Source organism: Butyricicoccus sp. AM05-1 (assembly GCF_003474415.1).
GTDB lineage: Bacteria > Bacillota > Clostridia > Oscillospirales > Butyricicoccaceae > Agathobaculum > Agathobaculum butyriciproducens.
In genome coordinates this window covers 331625-350213 of the sequence record NZ_QUDG01000002.1, presented here as the reverse complement: position 1 = coordinate 350213, position 18589 = coordinate 331625, and the positions used below count along the sequence as shown (strand labels likewise).

The 18589-nt window shown below is 55.6% G+C and carries 15 protein-coding genes; 9 read left to right on the top strand and 6 right to left on the bottom strand.

All coding sequences use genetic code 11. The features are described 5' to 3' along the window. The first annotated feature begins 518 nt into the window (after positions 1-518). The 4 genes from DW088_RS05620 (at position 519) to DW088_RS05605 (ending at position 5767) form a co-directional block, all read left to right on the top strand. Positions 519-2441, top strand: coding sequence for an NAD(+) synthase (locus DW088_RS05620; protein ID WP_118360068.1), 1923 nt, complete (start codon positions 519-521; stop codon positions 2439-2441). Positions 2442-2507: 66 nt separating this feature from the next. Further along, on the top strand, positions 2508-3161 hold the full coding sequence (locus DW088_RS05615) for a VanZ family protein (RefSeq protein WP_118360067.1): 654 nt from the start codon (positions 2508-2510) through the stop codon (positions 3159-3161). Positions 3162-3267: 106 nt separating this feature from the next. After that, entirely contained in the window at positions 3268-4104 is an 837-nt protein-coding gene (locus DW088_RS05610; RefSeq protein ID WP_117488142.1) for a prephenate dehydrogenase, read from the top strand. A 262-nt stretch (positions 4105-4366) separates the two neighbouring features. Further along, positions 4367-5767 carry a uracil-xanthine permease family protein gene (locus DW088_RS05605; protein WP_117488144.1) on the top strand — a complete coding sequence of 467 codons (1401 nt, stop codon included), beginning with the start codon at positions 4367-4369 and terminating at the stop codon, positions 5765-5767. Between the two features lie 226 nt (positions 5768-5993). Here the strand turns inward: DW088_RS05605 and DW088_RS05600 are convergent, their stop codons facing one another. Together DW088_RS05600 and DW088_RS05595 are read right to left on the bottom strand one after the other, a co-directional pair. Then, positions 5994-6674, bottom strand: a complete 681-nt coding sequence (locus DW088_RS05600) for a nucleotidyltransferase family protein (protein ID WP_243029798.1) — start codon at positions 6672-6674, stop codon at positions 5994-5996. Continuing rightward, the gene (locus DW088_RS05595) at positions 6601-6942 is read right to left on the bottom strand and encodes a winged helix-turn-helix domain-containing protein (RefSeq protein ID WP_118360065.1); all 342 of its coding nucleotides are present in this window, start codon (positions 6940-6942) and stop codon (positions 6601-6603) included. The genes DW088_RS05600 and DW088_RS05595 overlap by 74 nt, the downstream gene beginning before the upstream one ends. Before the next feature lie 138 nt (positions 6943-7080). Here DW088_RS05595 and DW088_RS05590 point away from each other — a divergent pair, with 138 nt between their 5' ends. Genes DW088_RS05590 through DW088_RS05580 form a run of 3 tightly spaced genes read left to right on the top strand, consistent with a single transcriptional unit; the run spans position 7081 to position 10622 of the window. Beyond that, a complete protein-coding gene (locus DW088_RS05590) occupies positions 7081-7845 on the top strand; it encodes an FAD binding domain-containing protein (RefSeq protein ID WP_118360064.1) in 765 nt (254 codons plus the stop codon). A 12-nt stretch (positions 7846-7857) separates the two neighbouring features. Further along, complete coding sequence (locus DW088_RS05585; RefSeq protein WP_118360063.1) at positions 7858-8331, top strand: (2Fe-2S)-binding protein; 474 nt, start codon at positions 7858-7860, stop codon at positions 8329-8331. Next, entirely contained in the window at positions 8328-10622 is a 2295-nt protein-coding gene (locus tag DW088_RS05580) for a xanthine dehydrogenase family protein molybdopterin-binding subunit (RefSeq protein WP_118360062.1), read from the top strand. Before DW088_RS05585 ends, DW088_RS05580 begins: the two co-directional genes overlap by 4 nt. Positions 10623-10779: 157 nt before the next feature. On the opposite strand, the gene DW088_RS05575 is transcribed toward DW088_RS05580, so the two are convergent. From DW088_RS05575 to potA, 4 genes are read right to left on the bottom strand one after another with little or no spacing between them, the layout of a single operon-like run. Then, the gene (locus DW088_RS05575; RefSeq protein ID WP_118360061.1) at positions 10780-11817 is read right to left on the bottom strand and encodes an ABC transporter substrate-binding protein; all 1038 of its coding nucleotides are present in this window, start codon (positions 11815-11817) and stop codon (positions 10780-10782) included. After that, positions 11814-12623 carry an ABC transporter permease gene (locus DW088_RS05570; RefSeq protein WP_243029796.1) on the bottom strand — a complete coding sequence of 270 codons (810 nt, stop codon included), beginning with the start codon at positions 12621-12623 and terminating at the stop codon, positions 11814-11816. Before DW088_RS05570 ends, DW088_RS05575 begins: the two co-directional genes overlap by 4 nt. Next, the gene (locus DW088_RS05565; protein WP_243029793.1) at positions 12620-13471 is read right to left on the bottom strand and encodes an ABC transporter permease; all 852 of its coding nucleotides are present in this window, start codon (positions 13469-13471) and stop codon (positions 12620-12622) included. The genes DW088_RS05570 and DW088_RS05565 overlap by 4 nt, the downstream gene beginning before the upstream one ends. Beyond that, entirely contained in the window at positions 13468-14520 is a 1053-nt protein-coding gene (potA, locus tag DW088_RS05560; RefSeq protein WP_118360060.1) for a spermidine/putrescine ABC transporter ATP-binding protein, read from the bottom strand. The genes DW088_RS05565 and potA overlap by 4 nt, the downstream gene beginning before the upstream one ends. 687 nt (positions 14521-15207) lie before the next feature. Between potA and DW088_RS05555 the strand changes: the two genes are divergently transcribed. Next, positions 15208-16128 carry an FUSC family protein gene (locus DW088_RS05555; RefSeq protein ID WP_158574620.1) on the top strand — a complete coding sequence of 307 codons (921 nt, stop codon included), beginning with the start codon at positions 15208-15210 and terminating at the stop codon, positions 16126-16128. Positions 16129-16893: 765 nt separating this feature from the next. Further along, the gene (cysS, locus tag DW088_RS05550; RefSeq protein ID WP_118360058.1) at positions 16894-18309 is read left to right on the top strand and encodes a cysteine--tRNA ligase; all 1416 of its coding nucleotides are present in this window, start codon (positions 16894-16896) and stop codon (positions 18307-18309) included. The last annotated feature ends 280 nt before the right edge of the window (positions 18310-18589 follow it).

The window sequence follows — 18589 nt, the reverse complement described above, 5'->3', positions numbered from 1 at the left end:
CGTTTTCGCCCACCATATGTACGAATGAATAACATGGACAAATGCAATTCGCAGGTGCCGTCCGTAATATCCAGATAAACGAGTTGCGCGACACGGGTATGTCGCGCCTGCGTGGAGTAGCCGATATGTGTAGCAGAATGGTATCTGACACTGCGTATAGGTAGAGAAATGGGCGCACACTGTGCGCCCCTACGGTAGAAAAGCTCCTCTGCCGTTCCCCGTTTCGAAGCGGTCGCCGGTCTCTGGTCTGCGTCAGATTAAGAAATAAAAGGAAACGGGAGTCAAGAGGGTAGAAACCGTAGGTGTCTACCCTTTTGCCCCCACGCCGTGGGTACGGCGAACTCCCGCCGCCCGCAGGCGGTAACTCTTCGATCGGCAACAACATACCGCTTGCGCGCTTCGCGTACCCAGTCTTGTGGGTGCACAAGTTTTCTTCTGAGGGCATTTCCCTTGCGTAAACGCGCAAAAAGAGGTATACTAACTCTATCTGGACTATCCCACTGGAAGGAGCATCACCGATGCGAGATGGATTTATCAAAATTGCCGCGGCAACGCCTGATCTGCACGCTGCGGACTGCGCATATAATACCTCTGAGATCGTAAAGCTGGCGAAGGAGGCCGCTGCCAAAGGCGCGAAGCTCATCACGTTCCCTGAGCTGTGCCTGACCGGCTATACTTGCGGCGACCTGTTTTTGCAGGAGACCCTGCTCGAGGGCGCGATGCAGGCGCTCGAGACCGTCTGCCGCGAGACCGCAGAGCTTGCGGCTGTCATCGTAGTCGGTCTGCCGCTGCGCGTGCGCGGCAAGCTGTATAACGTGGCCGCTGTCGTCAATGCCGGTGACGTGCTGGCGTTCGTGCCGAAAACCCATCTTCCGAACTACTCCGAGTTCTACGAGCAGCGCCATTTCGTATCGGCAGATGCGTTGGGTTCGATTGAGAGCGTAACGCTTACTGATACAGCCGGTGAGCCGCGCTATGTACCGATTGTGACCGACAGCATTTTTCAGTGCGATGAGCAGCCGCTGTTCACCTTCGGCGTAGAAATTTGCGAGGATCTGTGGGTGCCGAATCCGCCGTCTACTACGCTGGCGCAGATGGGCGCGCACATTATCGTCAACCTGTCCGCATCGGATGAGATCATCGGCAAAGCGGGCTATCGCCGCGACCTTGTTCGTCAGCAGTCCGGACGACTGCTGTGCGCGTACCTGTACGCGGACGCCGGCTTCGGCGAGTCCACGCAGGACCTTGTTTTCGCGGGTCACGACCTCATCGCGGAGAACGGTGCGCTGCTGGCCGAGAGCAAAATGTTCTCGCAGGGCATCATTTACGCGGATATCGACCTCCAGCGTCTGGCGCACGAGCGTCAGCGTATGAACACGTTCGAGTCTATCGAGGGCGGCGTGTTCTCGTTCTCGCTCGAGCCGGTGGAAAACGACCTTGCCGACCGCACGTTCCCGCGCACGCCGTTCGTTCCGGCGAACAAGGCGCTCCGCGATGAACGCTGCGAGGAGATCCTGACGCTTCAGGCGACCGGCCTTGCCACCCGTCTGCGCCATACGCACGCCAAGACGGCAGTTGTCGGCCTGTCCGGCGGCCTGGATTCCACGCTGGCTCTCATCGTGCTCGTACACGCATTCGATATGCTGGAGCTCGACCGCAAGGGCATTCTGGCTGTCACCATGCCGTGCTTCGGCACAACCGCCCGCACCAAGGGCAACGCAGAAAAGTTGGCGGAAGCCTACGGCGTTACGCTCAAGACCGTGGACATTAAGGCGGCGGTCGATCAGCATTTCATGGACATCGGCCAGTCCAAGGACGATCTTTCCGTCACCTTTGAGAACGGTCAGGCGCGTATGCGTACACTGGTGCTGATGAACCTCGCCAACAAGAACGGCGGCATGGTGGTCGGCACGGGCGACCTGTCCGAGCTGGCGCTCGGCTGGGCGACCTATAACGGCGACCACATGAGTATGTACGGCGTCAACGGTTCGATTCCGAAAACGCTGGTGCGCTACCTTGTCGCTTACGAGGCAGACCGCACCCTCGGGGAGCTGTCCGACGTGCTGCAGGATGTGCTCGATACCCCGGTATCGCCCGAGCTGCTACCGCCCAAGGACGGCGAGATCAGCCAGAAGACCGAGGACCTGGTCGGCCCGTATGAGTTGCACGACTTTTTCCTGTATTATATGCTGCGCTTCGGTTATCCGCCGCGCAAGATCTTCCGCGCCGCGCACAAGACCTTTGCAGGCGTGTATGACGATGCGACCATCAAGAAGTGGCTGACGACCTTTATGCGCCGCTTCTTTACGCAGCAGTTCAAGCGCTCCTGCCTGCCGGACGGCCCGAAGGTCGGTACCGTAACGCTTTCGCCGCGCGGCGACTGGCGTATGCCGTCCGATGCCGTATCCGCGCTGTGGCTCAGAGAAGCGGAGAGCCTGTAACAGAATTTTTGACATAGGGCGGGTACTCCCGCCCTATGATATTCCAATACAAAGGAGAATCTCCTTTTGAAGAATTTAATTCGCGGCATAGCAGTACTGCTGACAGCGGTATTTCTGTGCTTCAACATCTATTATGAGTTAGCACCCGGAATCACCGTTGCACCCGAGCAGAAATTCATGTTTGCAGCGATTTTTGCGGTGCTTTTGCGTGCTGCGCTGTTCTGCGGCGTGCCGGACAATACGCGTCCGACACGGCGGCGGCTGTACATGCTGGCGCTGTTTCTGTACTACATATGGGTGCTGCTGAATGTGCTGTTTTTCGATAACGCATTCGGCCGCGGATTTGGCCATACCTCGCTCGATATGGTAAATCTGGAGCCGCTCCGCACGGTGAAAAATTACCTGTTAGCCTACGGCTACGGCAATATCTCACTGCGGCTTGTGGTGCTCAATCTGGCAGGCAACCTGATTGCGTTTGCACCGATGGGCGTGTTCCTGCCCGCATTGTTCCGCTGGCAGAGAAGCATTTTCTTCTTCACGGCGTCGCTCACGCTGAGCATCACGGCAGTGGAGGTGCTGCAGATCTACACCGGCACCGGCTCGTGCGATGTGGATGATCTCATTCTCAATCTGGCAGGTGCGCTGCTTGTGTTCGTTATCTGCCGGATTACGCCGTTGTGGCACCGGATTTGCAGTGTCAATCCAAGACCGAAGAAATGATGAAATGACAACCGGCTGCAAACGCAGTCGGTTTTTCATTGACAAACCCTGTCTGCCGTTATAAACTTTAACTGAATAAAAAACAAAAGACAGGGGGAACCCATTCATGTTTGATACCGTACTCATCGCCGGTCTGGGCCTGATGGGCGGCTCGATGGCGAAAACCATCAAGGCGCGCACGCTCAGCCGCGTTTTGGGCTGGAACCGCACGCGTGCAACCGCAGAGCAGGCACTGGCTGACGGCTCGATTGACGCGATTGCGACCGAAGCGCTGTACAAGGAGGCTGACCTTGTTATCATCGGTCTGTATCCGCAGGCAACGGTAGACTGGCTGCTCGAGAACATGCCGAAGATGAAAAAGGGCTGCGTGATCGTGGATATGGTCGGCGTCAAGCAGTTTATGGTCGATCATCTGGAGCAGGCGGCGCTCGACGCCGGTGTGCACTACGTCGGCGGCCATCCGATGGCGGGCCGTGAGTTCTCCGGTCTGGATTTTGCCCTGTCGACCCTGTTTGACGGTGCGAGCATGATCTTTGTGCCGACAAAGAGCAGCACCGAGCGTGTGCTTGAGCAGCTGGAAGCGTACTTCATGTCGCTCGGCTTCGGTCAGACCGTGCGCTGCACCGCGCAGCAGCACGATCACATGATCGCGTTTACCTCACAACTGGCGCATGTGGTTTCCTCGGCGTACATCAAAAGTCCGGAGGCGGACAAGCACAACGGCTATTCGGCGGGCAGCTACAAGGATCTGACGCGTGTTGCCAAGCTGAATGAGACCATGTGGAGCGAGCTGTTCCTGTGCAACGCAGAGCCGCTTGCGCAGGAGATTGATGAGGTCATCAAGCACCTTGACGAATACCGCAAGGCCATCCGTGCAGGAGACCGCGAGGAACTGACCATTCTGCTGAGAGACGGACGTGAGCGCAAGGAAAGACTGGGTTAATCAGGAATTCGGAACGATACGAAAGGGACAATGCCTGTGTGCGTTGTTCCTTTCCTTTTTCGCAGATTCGGGAAATTGTTAAGGAAACAGGTCGCAGAACGTAAATTTTTGCGCATACCTCCAAAATCCTGCGGCTGTCCGCGCAATCCATTTACATAGGAATTTGTTTTTGTTATAATTTATTTGCATGAAATCAGAAAGTGTTTTGCTAAGGGGAATGAATGGCACGGCACTTTACAGGACAACACAAAGGAGTGTGGGTATGCAAGAGAAAATTTCTATGGACGCGGCGCACGATTTTGAGGCAAAAATGCCTCTATCGCGCAAGATTCCGCTGGGACTGCAGCACGTTTTTGCGATGTTCGTCGGCAACCTGACGCCGCTGCTCATCATTATGGGTGCGTGCGGCATTGCAGGCGGCGAGTTCGCGGACCTGCAGGTAAGCGTTCTGCAGAACGCGATGTTCGTAGCCGGCGTGGTAACGCTGGTGCAGCTGTTTTCCATCGGCCCGATCGGCGGCAAGGTGCCGATCATCATGGGTACAAGCTCGGGCTTTATCGGCGTATTCAACAGCGTTGCAGCTACCATGGGCGGCGGTGTGATTGCGTATGGCGCGATTATGGGCGCGTCCATTCTCGGCGGTCTGTTTGAGACGGTACTTGGCTTTTTCCTCAAGCCGCTGCGCAAATTCTTTCCGGCGGTCGTTACCGGCACGGTCGTGCTGAGTATCGGTCTGTCGCTGATCTCGGTCGGCATCAATTCCTTCGGCGGCGGCAATTCTGCGAAGGATTTCGGCTCGATGGAAAATCTGCTGTTGGCGCTGTTCGTGCTGGTGGTTATTCTGGTCGTCAAGCACGGCTGCAAGGGTTTCCTTGGTTCGTCCGCGATCTTTGTCGGCATTATTGCAGGCTACATTGCGGCAATCATCATGGGTCTGGTTCTGCCGACCACCGCAGTTGACGCGGACGGTGTAGAATTCACCAAGGCATGGGTACTCAACTGGGACAAGGTAGCACAGGCCAGCTGGTTTGCCATCCCGAAGCTGATGCCGGTAAAGCCGGTGTTTGATCTGCGCGCCATCCTGCCGGTGCTGGTTATGTTTATTGTTACCGCAGTCGAGACCGTCGGCGATATTTCGGGCGTTATGGAAGGCGGCATGGGCCGTGAGGCAACCGACAAGGAGCTGTCCGGCGGCGTAGCCTGCGACGGTATCGGCTCGTCGTTTGCGGCGCTGTTCGGCGTACTGCCGAATACCTCGTTCAGCCAGAACGTAGGCCTTGTTACCATGACCAAGGTTGTCAACCGCGGTGCCCTGTCCGTCGGTGCAATCTTCCTCATTCTGTGCGGTCTGATTCCGAAGCTGGGCGCGATCGTGTCCATTATGCCGCAGTCCGTGCTCGGCGGTGCGGCTGTTATGATGTTCTCGTCCATTGTTATCAGCGGTATCCAGCTGATCACCAAGGAGGAGATGACGCCGCGTAATCTGACCATCGTGTCGGTTGCTCTGGGTGTCGGCTACGGCATGGGTGCCAATATGACAATTCTGGCACAGGCGCCGCAGGCGGTTCAGCTGATTTTCGGCGGTTCCGGTATTGTACCGGCAGCGTTTGTTGCGATTCTGCTGAATATCGTGCTCCCGAAGGATAAGAAAACCGAAGCATAATGCAAAACCCCGGAAAGAAGTTCTTTCCGGGGTTTTTAACTGTGAATGGAGAATTGAGAATGGAAAATGATTGTAACGGTCAACCATTCGCCATTCCGATTGAGAGAGGCGTAAAATGATACTGCAGGGTGCGACGACCTCGGCGCACCGTGTAAACCGACTGCACAAACGTAACCGTAGGGGCGCACAAGGTGCGCCCACATAACGCCACATCAAATGGTTGGCATTATCGATAAAATGAATCGTTTTGAAAAATCGTTTTTAATTCTGCGAGAACGTCCGGCGTATCCGCGTCCATCAATTCCGCCGGATGCTTTACGGGAAACAGCGCAACCTGTTCCGCATGCCGTTTGACAACTACGCCGCCGCCCTTGCCTTCGGGAAGAGAACGCAATTCCTCAAAATAATCCGCGCCGAACAGCACGGGACTGCCCGGCGTACCGCTTTGCGGTTCGCACAGACGAAAAATCCGTGATCGTTTCCTCGGTTCCGCGCAGAATGCCGATATCATATCGCAGAGCGTTTCCCTCGTCAGCAGCGGCTGATCGCCCGGCAGAAATACGCAGCCGGACATGGCCGGAAACCGCGGCAGCAGGTACTCCAGTCCAAGCCGCACGGTGTCGCTGCGAAAGGGAAGGGCATGGTGCAGGACGGGAATGCCGCATTCCTCACACAATGTCTGCACCTCGGTCGAGCGGGTAACGACCACGCGGTGCAGCCCCTCTGTCACAGCAAACGCACGGCAGAACAGCGGTTTTCGGTCAAATTCGGCGAGCAGCTTGTTGGAGCCAAACCGTTTTGCCAGTCCGGATGCCATGATCACACATCCGATTTCACTTTTCGTCGGGGAAAAACTGCGGGTAGAGCTGTTTTCCTGCTTGTTTGCAGGCGTCACGATACTGCTCATAGCGATAGAGAAACTCCTTTGCTTCATCGGTAAGTACGCTGCCGCCGCCGCCTTTGCCGCCGATTTTGCGCTCGGTGAGCGCAAACCCAAGCACCTGCTCGGCGTGGCGGACGAGTCCGAGCGCCTTGGTGTATGCCATCTGCATGGATTGCGCGGCGGCGCGAAGCGACCCGGTCTGCTCGATGGCATGCAGCAGGCGGCACGGTCCCTCACCGAAAAAGCGTTCGCCGTTCTCATCGAACAGCATCACGCGGATATTTGGCTGCATGGAGGCTCCTTTCCCACAACTTTTTCTTTTCCGTTGTATTTTGATATTCACAACGGCATTATAGCAGATTTTGTGGTAAAATAAAAGTAGTATACTGAAAAGATAACACATTCCCCTGAAAGAGAGAGGATATAACGTATGTTGACGATACGGGAATACAAAAAAGCCGAGTCGCTCGAGGAAGCGTATGCGCTCAACCAGAAAAAGTCCAACCGCGTGATCGGCGGCATGATCTGGCTCAAAATGGAGACGCTGAATGTCGGCACGGCAATCGACCTGTCCGGTCTGGGACTGGACACCATCGAGGAGACCGACACCGAGTTCCGGATCGGTGCAATGGCCTCGCTGCGCGCGCTGGAGCTGCACGAAGGACTGGCAGCCTACACGAACGGCGCTATGCGCGAGTCTGTGCGCCATATTGTCGGCGTGCAGCTGCGCAATCTTGCGACGGTCGGCGGCAGCCTGTACAGCCGGTTCGGCTTTTCCGATGTGCTGACCATGTTCCTCGTGTTGGACGCACAGGTAGAGCTGTACAAGGGCGGCATTGTGCCGCTTTCCGAGTACGCCGAAAGACCCAAGGACCGCGATATTCTGGTGCGCGTGATCGTTCCCAAGAGAAAGGCGAAGTTCAATTACCAGTCTGTGCGCATCAGCCAGACCGATATTCCGGTGCTGACCTGTGCGTCTGTCAAGGATGAGAACGGCTATCGGTTCGCTATCGGTGCCCGTCCGGCGCGCGCACAGATTTATGCACAGCCTGTGGATAAAACGGCGGAGCAGATGGCGGAAGCCGTTCGGGCGGAAATCAAGACCGGCAGCAGTCTGCGCGGCAGTGCGGAATATCGCAGACACCTCGCGGGTGTGTTGGTGCGCCGCGCGGCACACGCACTCGATGCAGAGTAAGGGGGAACGGATATGCTGATCACAATGACATTGAATGGAAAGAAAGTAGCAGACGATGTGGCGGCGGATACGCTGCTCATCGACTTTGTGCGGGGGCATGGCTGCCTGAGCGTCAAGCGCGGCTGCGAGACCGCAAACTGCGGTCTGTGCACCGTATTTATGGACGAAAAGCCGGTGCTGTCTTGCTCGGTGCTGGCAGCGCGTGCAAGCGGACATACGATCACGACCTTGGAGGGCTTGCAGGGCGAAGCCGCCGAATTCGGCGCGTTCATCGCGGATCAGGGTGCGGAGCAGTGCGGCTTCTGCAATCCCGGCTTTATGATGAACGCGATCGCGCTGTTCCGCGAAAAGCAGGACCCGACCGATGAGGAGATCAAGGAATATCTGGCGGGCAATCTGTGCCGCTGCTCGGGGTATGAGGGACAGTTGCGCGGTATCCGCGCATATCTCGACTGGAAAAAGCAGAGAGAGGAGGACGCACAGTGAAGGTAGTCAATCAGCCGCTCCGTAAAAAGGATGCAATGCAGCTTGTGACCGGTCAGCCGGTGTATGTGGACGATGTAACGCCGCGCGACTGCCTGTGCGTCAAGCTGCTGCGCTCGCCGCACGCGAACGCCATCGTCAAGTCTATCAACAAGACCGCCGCGATGAAAGTCCCCGGCATGGAGGCCATCTTCACTTGGGAGGATGTCGATCAGGACGGCCGCCGCTATACGCAGGCCGGTCAGACTTATCCGGAGGCCAGTCCGTATGACCGCCTTGTTATCGACCGTCATGTGCGCTTTGTCGGTGATGTGGTTGCCATCCTTGCCGGTGCGGACGAAAAATGCGTGGATAAGGCAATGAAGCTGGTCAAGGTGGAGTACGAGGTGCTCGAACCGGTGCTCGATTTCCACACGGCAAAGGACAATCCGGTGCTCGTGCATCCGGAGGACAACTGGGAGAGCCTTGCACCGGTCGGCGCGGACAACAGGCGCAACCTGTGTGCGCATGACGAGTGCGGCAACGGCGATATTGACGCGGTCCTCACGGACTGCGATGTTGTTATCGACCGCGTGTACCACACGCAGGCATGTCAGCAGGCGATGATGGAAACCTTCCGCACCTACTGCGAGATCGACACTTACGGCCGTCTGCACATCATCAGCTCGACCCAGATCGTGTTCCATACCCGCCGTATTGTGGCGAACGCACTGCATATTCCGAAAAGCAAGGTGCGCGTCACCAAGCCGCGTATCGGCGGCGGCTTCGGCGCCAAGCAGACCGCAGTCAGCGCGGTGTATCCGGCGTTTGTCACCTGGATGACAAAGAAGCCGTCCAAGATCATCTTCAGCCGCGTGGAGAGCCAGATTGCCTCCTCGCCGCGCCACGAGATGGAAATGCACGTCCGTCTGGGCGCAAACAAGGACGGCATCGTGCGCGGCATCGACCTGCACACGCTGTCCAACACCGGCGCGTATGGCGAACACGGCCCGACAACGGTCGGTCTGTCCGGTCATAAGTCGATTCCGCTGTACGGCAAGGCCGAGGCGTTCCGCTTTACGAGTGACGTTGTGTACACCAATCACATGTCGGCGGGCGCGTACCGCGGCTATGGTGCGACGCAGGGCCTGTTCGCGGTGGAGAGCGCGGTGAACGAGCTGGCGAACATTCTCGGCATGGACCCGTTCAAAATCCGAGAGATGAATATTACGCACGAGGGCGAGATCATGCCCGCGTACTACGGCCAGCTGAACACAAGCTGTGCGCTCGACCGCTGTCTGGCGCGCGTACACGACATGATCGACTGGGATAACAAGTATCCGTGCCGCGACATGGGAAACGGCAAGATTCGTGCGGTCGGCATGGGCATGGCAATGCAGGGCTCGGGCATCACGAGCATGGACGTCGGCAGTGCGACGCTCAAGGTCAACGATGAGGGCTTTTACACGCTGCTCATCGGCGCGGCTGATATGGGCACCGGCTGTGATACCACGCTTGCGCAGATTGCGGCAGAGGTGCTTGAGTGTCCGCTTGACAACATCACCACGCTGAGTGCGGACACCGACTGGTCGCCGTATGATTCCGGCTCGTATGCCTCGAGCACGACCTACGTCACCGGCAAGGCGACCGAGAAGTGCGCGCTCGAGCTGCGCGGCAAAATCTGTGCGCTCGGTGCAAAGCTGCTCGGCTGCGATAAGGAGCAGGTCAGCTTCGACGGCAGGGAAGTCCGCGTAGAGGAAGGCGAAAATGCAGGCAAGACCATTAACCTGAGTGATATTGCGACGGCTTCCATGAACGGCAACAGCATCGAGCTGCAGGCGACGGTTACGCATTCGTCCGAGATTTCGCCTCCGCCGTATATGGTCGGTGCGGCTGAGATCGAGGTGGATACCGAAACCGGCGAGGTAACCCTGCTGGATTACGCTGCGGCAGTGGACTGCGGTACGCCCATCAATCCGAACCTGACGCGCGTGCAGGCCGAGGGCGGCATTGTGCAGGGCATCGGCATGACGCTGACCGAGAGCGTCACCTACGACGACCGCGGCTATCCGATGGAAAATTCGCTTTTCCAGTATAAGATTCCCGCACGCGTGGACATCGGCAAGATCCGCGTGGAGTTCGAGAACAGCTACGAGGGCGAAGGCCCGTTCGGTGCGAAATCCATCGGCGAGGTTGTTATCAATACACCGCTGCCGGCGATTTCGGATGCAATCCGAAATGCCGTAGGCAAGCGGTTCTATGAGTTGCCCATCACGCCGGAAAAGATTGCGATGGCAGCGATGGAGAAGAAATAAGCATGCAAAAAGAACGTATCCGATCGGATACGTTCTTTTTCTTTGCCGCAGATGTCAAAATCTGTAGGGCGCGACGACTCGGCGCGCTGTTGTAACGGGTTGCAGATGGTTTACACGGCGTGCCGAGGTCGTCACGCTCTACGGCAAACATATTAAATCACGTTAAAATATCAACCCAAAGGTCGTTGTAATACTGGTTGATTTCCGTCGGCAGATTGGTATACGCCTCAGTCGGATACTGCGTAATATCCGGGAAATACAGCGGGTCGCTGGTGATCTCCTCGTCCAGTTCCTTATAAACCTCGGTCTGCGGACTAGAATAGCCGACATACTCCCAGTTTGCCATCGCCGCCTCGGTCGAGCACATGAAGTTGATGAACTTCTCCGCACCCGAAACGTTCTTCGCGTTCTTCGGGATGCACATGGCATCGACAAACAGGTTGGTGCCCTCCTTCGGAACGTAGAATGCGAGGTCGGGATTTTCGTCGATCATGGTGACGGCATCGCCGTTATAGTACGGTGCAGCCACAATTTCCTCACTCGGCAGTTTTTCGAGAATCTGGTCCATCCAGATGCCCTGATATACCGGTTTTCCGGCGATGATAAGGTCAGCCGCCTCGCGCAGCTCGTCCTTGTCGGTGGTGTTGAGCGAATAGCCGAGGTACATCAGCGCAATGCCGAGCGCGTCGCGCGAGTTGTTGAACATCGCGGTGCGGTTGGTGTATTTGGGGTTCCACAGCAAATCCCACGAGCCAATATCCGCTTCATCGACGTACTTGGTGTTGTACACGACGCCGACCACGCCCCAGGTGTAGGGCACGGAATACTTCTGCTCCGGATCGAAGTCGAGGTGCGTGTATTTCTCGTCGATCAGCTTCATGTTGGGAATGTGGTCGTAGTTGAGCGGCTGGAGCATATCCTCGTCGATAAAGCGCGAGATGGCGTAGTCGGACGGGATGATAACGTCATAGCTCGTGGTCTGGATGCGCGAATACAGGTTTTCGTTGGAATCGAAGGTGTTGTAGATAACCTTGATGCCGGTTTCCTCCTCGAACCGGTCGATAAGGTCGGTGTCGATGTACTCACCCCAGTTGTATACGTTGAGCACCTCCGCCGAGGATGCATTGCCGCAGCCGGAGAGAAGTCCGGTGCACATCGCGCCGCACAGCAGCAGGGAAAGCATACGTTTTTTCACGGCTGCATCGCTCCTTTCCGACGGGCGGCTTCGCGGCGTTTCTCGTCGCGGGACTGACGCATATTGATGACGATGAGCAGTGCGAGCACGATCAAAAACAGAATGGTCGAGATGGCGTTGATCTTCGGTGTCATGCGGTGGCGGGTCATCGAATAGATCACGACCGACAGCGGCTGACTGGTCGTACCGGCGGTAAAGTAGGACACCACGAAATCGTCGATCGACATGGTGAACGCCATGATAGCGCCCGTGACGATGCCCGGCATGATCTCCGGCAGGATGACCTTGTGGAGCGCCTGATGCGGTGTAGCGCCGAGGTCGAGCGCGGCCTCATAGGCGTTTTTATCCAGCTGGCGCAGCTTGGGCATGACGTTGAGAACGACATACGGTGTGCAGAACGTAACGTGCGCGAGGATAAGGGTCAGGTAGCCCTTGTCCAGACCGATGGCGGCAAACAGCAGCATGAACGTCACGCCCATGATGGTATCCGAGGAGGACATCGGGATGTTGTTGACGGTCAGGTAAGCCGCCTTGGCTCTGCGGCTCATGTTGTGGATGCCGATGGCGGCAATCGTGCCGAGCACGGTTGCAATCGCGGCAGCGGCAACAGCCACGAGCAGCGTGACATACAGCGAGTGCAGAATATCCGCATCCTGAAACAGCTCGACGTACCAGCGGGTCGTGAAGCCGTTCCACAGGCGGCGCGACTTGGAATCGTTGAACGAAAAGATCATCAGCACAACGATAGGCGCATACAGAAAGAGGAAAATCAGCAGCAGATAGAAGTTTTTGAAAAACTTTTTCACAGCAGCAGACCTCCTTCCTCGGAGGAGCCGTCATCGAACTTGTTCATGATCCACATACAGATAAAGATGAGGATGATCATGACGAGCGCGATTGCTGAGCCGAGGTGCGGGTTGTACGCACCGCCCATGAACTGCAGGTCGATAAGGTCACCGACGAGCAGGTTTTTGCCGCTGCCGAGCATCTGCGAAATAACGAACGTGGACACGGACGGCACAAATACCATTGTAATGCCGGAAATCACACCGGGAATGCTCAGCGGGAAGATGACGCGGCGGAACACCAGATGGGTCGGCGCGCCGAGGTCCTGCGCGGCTTCGATCAGCTTGCGGTCGAGCTTGATGAGAACGGTATAGATCGGCAGCACCATGAACGGCAGAAAGTTGTACACCATGCCGAGCACGATCGCGCCCTGCGTGTTGATGAGCGGAATGTAATCGAGCGAATAGCCGAAATGGCTCTGCAGGAAGGATATTAAGCCGATGAAACGGAAAAACTGGTTGATGAAGCCGTTGTTCTCCAGAATGGACATCCATGCGTAGGTGCGGAGCAGGAAGTTGATCCACATCGGGAGCATAATCAGCATCATGCACAGGCTTTGGCGGCTGGCGGACAGGCGGCTCATCAGATACGCCATCGGGTAGCCGAGCACGAGGCACACCACTGTTGACAGGAACGCCAGCCAGAACGACCGTCCGAAAATCGGCAGGTAGCCGGGCAGATAGCTGAAATTATGCAGCGTAAAGCCGCCGTCCGCATTGTGGAACGCGTAGACCACGACCATCAGAATCGGTGCGAGGATAAATACGGCGAGCCATACGCCGTAGGGATAGGCAAAGGACTTTTTCACGCTTGCGCCTCCGCACTCTTGTGCATGATGTGGATGTCAAACGGAATGACGGACAGACCGACCGTCTTGCCGACCGACTCCGCCATGGTGGAATGCACCATGAAGGTGAAGAACTGGGTGCGAACCATCATCTCGTAGTGCACGCCCTTGAATACGATGGACTCAACAACGCCCTGCAGCAGACCGTCGCCGGCGTAAACGATTTTAAGATCCTCCGGACGGATAACAACATCGACCGGCGCATTCGTCTCGAAGCCCTTGTCCACGCACTCGAAGGTGCGGCCGCAAAACTCGACCTTGCAGTCCTCGAGCATCACGCCGTCAATGATATTGGATTCACCGATGAAATCCGCAACAAAGGCGTTGACCGGCTCGTTGTAGATATCGGTCGGGCTGCCGACCTGTTGGATAACGCCGTGGTTCATAACGACAACGCGGTCACTCATCGTCAGCGCTTCTTCCTGGTCGTGTGTGACGTAGATAAAGGTGATGCCGGTGCGCTGCTGAATACGCTTCAGCTCGATTTGCATGTCCTTGCGCAGCTTGAGGTCGAGGGCGCCGAGCGGCTCGTCGAGCAGCAGCACACGCGGCTCGCATACCAGCGCACGCGCGATGGCAACACGCTGCTGCTGACCGCCGGAAAGACTGGTCACATCGCGGTTTTCAAAGCCGCGCAGACCAACCAGCTCGAGCATTTCTGCGGTTTTGCGCTTGATGTCTGCGCGGTCCAGCTTTTTGATGTGCAGACCGAATGCAATATTCTCCGCAACATTCAGGTGCGGGAACAGCGCATAACGCTGGAATACGGTGTTGATCTCGCGCTGATACGGCGGTACGTCGTTCAGGCGCTTGCCGTCGAAGAATACATCGCCGGAATCCGGCTGCTCAAAGCCGCCGATGATGCGCAGTGTGGTCGTTTTGCCGCAGCCGGACGGACCGAGCAGGGTCACAAACTCGCGGCGCTTGATGGACAGCGAAATGCCGCGCAGCACAGGCGTTCCGTCAAATTCTTTTTTCAGGTTTTGCAGATCGACCAGATTTTGATTCAATCCTCATCACTCTCCCAAAACAGTCAGCAGCCCCAAACCGAGCGGGTCAGGCTCTGTTTGGGGTTGCTCTATATCTATATTGTAGCAAATAATTTTTATCATATAAATAGTATAGGGAAATGCCGTAAAAGTCAAGGTGATACGCAGATTCTGCTCGCCAAAAAGCAGGGAAATTCGAGGGGAGGATGCTCGATTTGGAGGATTTGCCAGCTTTGTTATGTAAAACATACAAGCTGAAATAGTTTAATTTGTACACTTCGCAAACGGACACTGTTAAATATGCACAAAAAGATGGTGCATCGATTGGTGAAGGTTCATAAAATATAGCTCTTGTAACAGAGGCGGTTATCGTGTATTATAATACCTGTGATCAGGAAATGATCCAAACACAAAAACGTAATTTAGTCATTAACTTTTAAGGAGTTGTATATATCATGATGAAGGGTTTCTTTAATGGTCTGGTAAGCGCACGCATGATGGAGCTGGATAACGGCCGTTCTTTCGCTAAGGCTCGCAAGGCAGAGCGCACTGCTAAGTAAGCGGTAATCAAACCGAATTTATAAAGGCTTCCCGGAACAGATGGCCGGGAAGCCTTTTTCTTTGTGTGACAGGATTGTGTTGGCTTTTACCGATAGAATGTGGTACACTTAAAAACATACGATATTCAGGGGTAAAGGGGATAGGACGTTGCAGTTTATCAAACGGTTTCGGGTAGGTCAGCGCGCCATCAAGACTGCGGTATCGGTCGGTCTGGCGCTTGCACTGGCGATGGTGCTGGGTTCCAGCCTGCCTATTTTTGCAGCTATTGGTGCGATCTCGGTGATGAGCCGTACCTGGGTGGATTCACTCAAGGAGAGCCTTAATCAGATAGCGGGTACATTTCTCGGCTATCTGATCGCATGTGTGTTTGTTACCGTGTTGCCCAATCCAACGTTTTTCGTGTGGATGGCGCTCGGCGTGCTGTGTGTGATTTCGCTGTGTATCGGTCTCAAGCTGAATTTTGCGATTCCGCTGGCGAGCATCGTGTTTGCGGATGTGTGCCTGTATACCGGCGGAGATTCAATCGTGTATGGCTTCCACCGCTTCACGGATACACTGGTCGGTCTGGTGGTGGCGCTGCTCGTCAATGTGGTGATTCGGCCGTATAACAACCGCCAGAAGATCATCAATACAATGGATGAGATTCAGAAAATGTTTCTGCCGCTGCTGCAGTCGCGTGTGCTCGAGCATCGTTATCCGGATCTGACGCCGCTGACTGAGAAAATGACCTCGCTTGCGTCCGAGCTGCGTATTTTCGAGAAGCAGCCGGTAGCGCTGTGGCAGCATGCAGTGCGTGTTGCCGCCCGACGGCAGGAGGCCGCCTATCTGCGCGGCTGCGAGCAGCTGCTTGCCAAAATGTGCGGTGAGCTGGCGGCGCTGTGCAATATGGACTCCAATCCGGCACCCGGAGAGGAGAGTATAGAGCGGCTGGAGGCACATGGTCTTACCGCGCCGGAAAACCTTAAGGATTACTGCCGGTGCTCGCCGGTGGATGCACAGGTTATGGATTTTCATATCGGCAATCTGCTCGATGCGTATGATTTTCTGACCGCGTTTCATCATGTGTAAAAATATACCGCAGGTGCACGAACTGTTAAAATCGTGCACGCTGCGGTGTTTTTATAGTCATACAGCGCATAGACAAAATACGCCTTAATCCGCTATACTGTTGTTTAAGGATATATACACGCTGTTTTTGTATGGCGGTCAGCCCTTTCTTTCCAAGCGGTCTGCGGTGGAAAGGAGGTGGGCGCAGATGAAGAAGAAAGCACTTCAGCTTTTTATTTGTGCGGTCATTGTACTGTACATTTTCTTCGTAAAAGCGCGATGACCGCTCGGCTGGTCCCCGAACGGTCATTAGCATAAAACTTTTGATTCGATAAAGGGCTGACTGCATAGATAGCGTCCCTGTATATCCATAGTATACCGCGGAAAGCGCTGTTCGTCAAGATGGTGCTCTCTGCGGTGTATTTAATTTTGCGGAAAGCTGTGGTCTGTATCGGTCGGCTTGACTTCTCCTCACAAAATGGTTATAATAAAATCACTATAATCGTTATTTATGCGATGACGCAGGAAAAGTAACCGGCTCGCCTTGCGCGAAAGAGAGAAGCTCCTCGGCTGAAAGGGCTTTGCGCGGGAAACGGTGAAGTGCGCCTGCCGAGCAACAGGGTCAAACGCCCTGCGGGAAGTGCCCGTTACCGCACTGCACGAGCGAAAAATCGGAGTGGAACCGCGTTTGTACGCCTCCCGAGGGAAGAATATCCCGTGGGAGGCTTTTTTATTCCCGAAACTCCGCATAGCTTTCCTGAAAACCATCAAAAGGAGATAAAAATCATGAAACTCTACAACACGCTGACCCGTCAGAAGGAGGAATTCGTTCCGATCACGCCGGGCGAGGTAAAGATGTATTCCTGCGGTCCGACGGTATACAACTATTTCCATGTCGGCAACGCACGTCCGTTCATCATTTTCGATCTGCTGCGCCGTTACTTCGAGTACCGCGGCTACAAGGTTGAGTTCGTTCAGAACTTCACCGACATTGACGACAAGGTAATCAACAAGGCGAACGAGGAAGGCGTGGACTTCAACACCATCGCTGAGCGTTATATTAAGGAATATTTCGTTGATGCACAGGGTCTGGGCGTCAAGAAGGCGACCGTGCACCCGCGTGCGACCGAGACCATGGACGCTATTATTGATATTGTTGAGCGCCTGATCGAGAACGGTCACGCTTATGTTGCTGAGAACGGCGACGTATACTTCCGCACCAAGTCCTTCCCCGAGTATGGCAAGCTGTGCCACCAGCCGATGGAGGAGCTGCAGGCCGGTGCCCGCATCTCGGTCGGCGAGGTAAAGGAAGATCCGATGGACTTCGCGGTCTGGAAGGCTGCAAAGCCGGGTGAGCCGGCTTGGGATACGCCGTGGGGCAGCAAGGGCCGCCCGGGCTGGCATATTGAGTGCTCGGCTATGGCGAACAAGTACCTCGGCAAGACCATCGACATCCATTCCGGCGGTCTTGATCTGATTTTCCCGCATCACGAGAACGAGATCGCACAGTCCGAGTGTGCAAACGGCTGCACCTTTGCGCATTATTGGCTGCACAACGGCTTCCTGACCATCGACAATGAGAAAATGTCCAAGTCCAAGGGCAACTTCTTCATGGTCCGCGACGCAGCAAAGCAGTTCGGCTATGAGACCATCCGCATGTTCATGCTGAGCGCGCACTACCGCACTCCGCTTAACTACTCCGCTGAGTCGCTTGAGATGAACAAGGCCTCCCTTGCCCGTCTGTACGAGGCCCGCAATAATATGGAGTTCCGCATCGAGAAGGCATCCGGCGACACCATGACCGCCGAGGAGACCGAGAAGCTGGAGGCTCTGAAGGGCTACAAGCAGAAGTTCATCGACGCAATGGACGACGACCTGAACACTGCAGACGCACTGTCCGCCATCTTCGAGCTGACCCGTGAGATCAATGCGTACAACGGTGCACATCAGGATGCAACCAAGGCATTTCTGGCCGCAGCGCATGATCTGTTCATGGAACTGACCGGTGTGCTCAATCTGGTGCAGAACCGTGACGATGCGGTTGATCCGGACGCAGAGAAGATCGAGGAGCTGATCGCGCAGCGCGCCGCAGCTAAGAAGGAGAAGAACTTCGCTGAGGCAGACCGTATCCGCGGTGTGCTGGCTGATATGGGCGTTACCATTAAGGATACCCGTCAGGGCACGCAGTGGAGCCGCAATTAAATCGCAAATCCTGACTATTTGATAGAGAAAGTCCTCTGTTCGCATGTGGATAGAGGACTTTTTGCGTGTTTCCGCACTGGCAGGGCATCTTGCTGACGCAGCCCGCGTGTACCGGTCAACCGGTGATAAGGCAACACTGCAGGCGACTTTTTCGCTTCAAATTGATAAAATCTTTGCACGCTGCAAATAAAAATCTTGCGTGATATCAGGATGAACAAGCGGAAAACCTGCAAAAAAACGGTTTTTGTCGGTTTATACAAGTGTCGTTGATTGACATTTT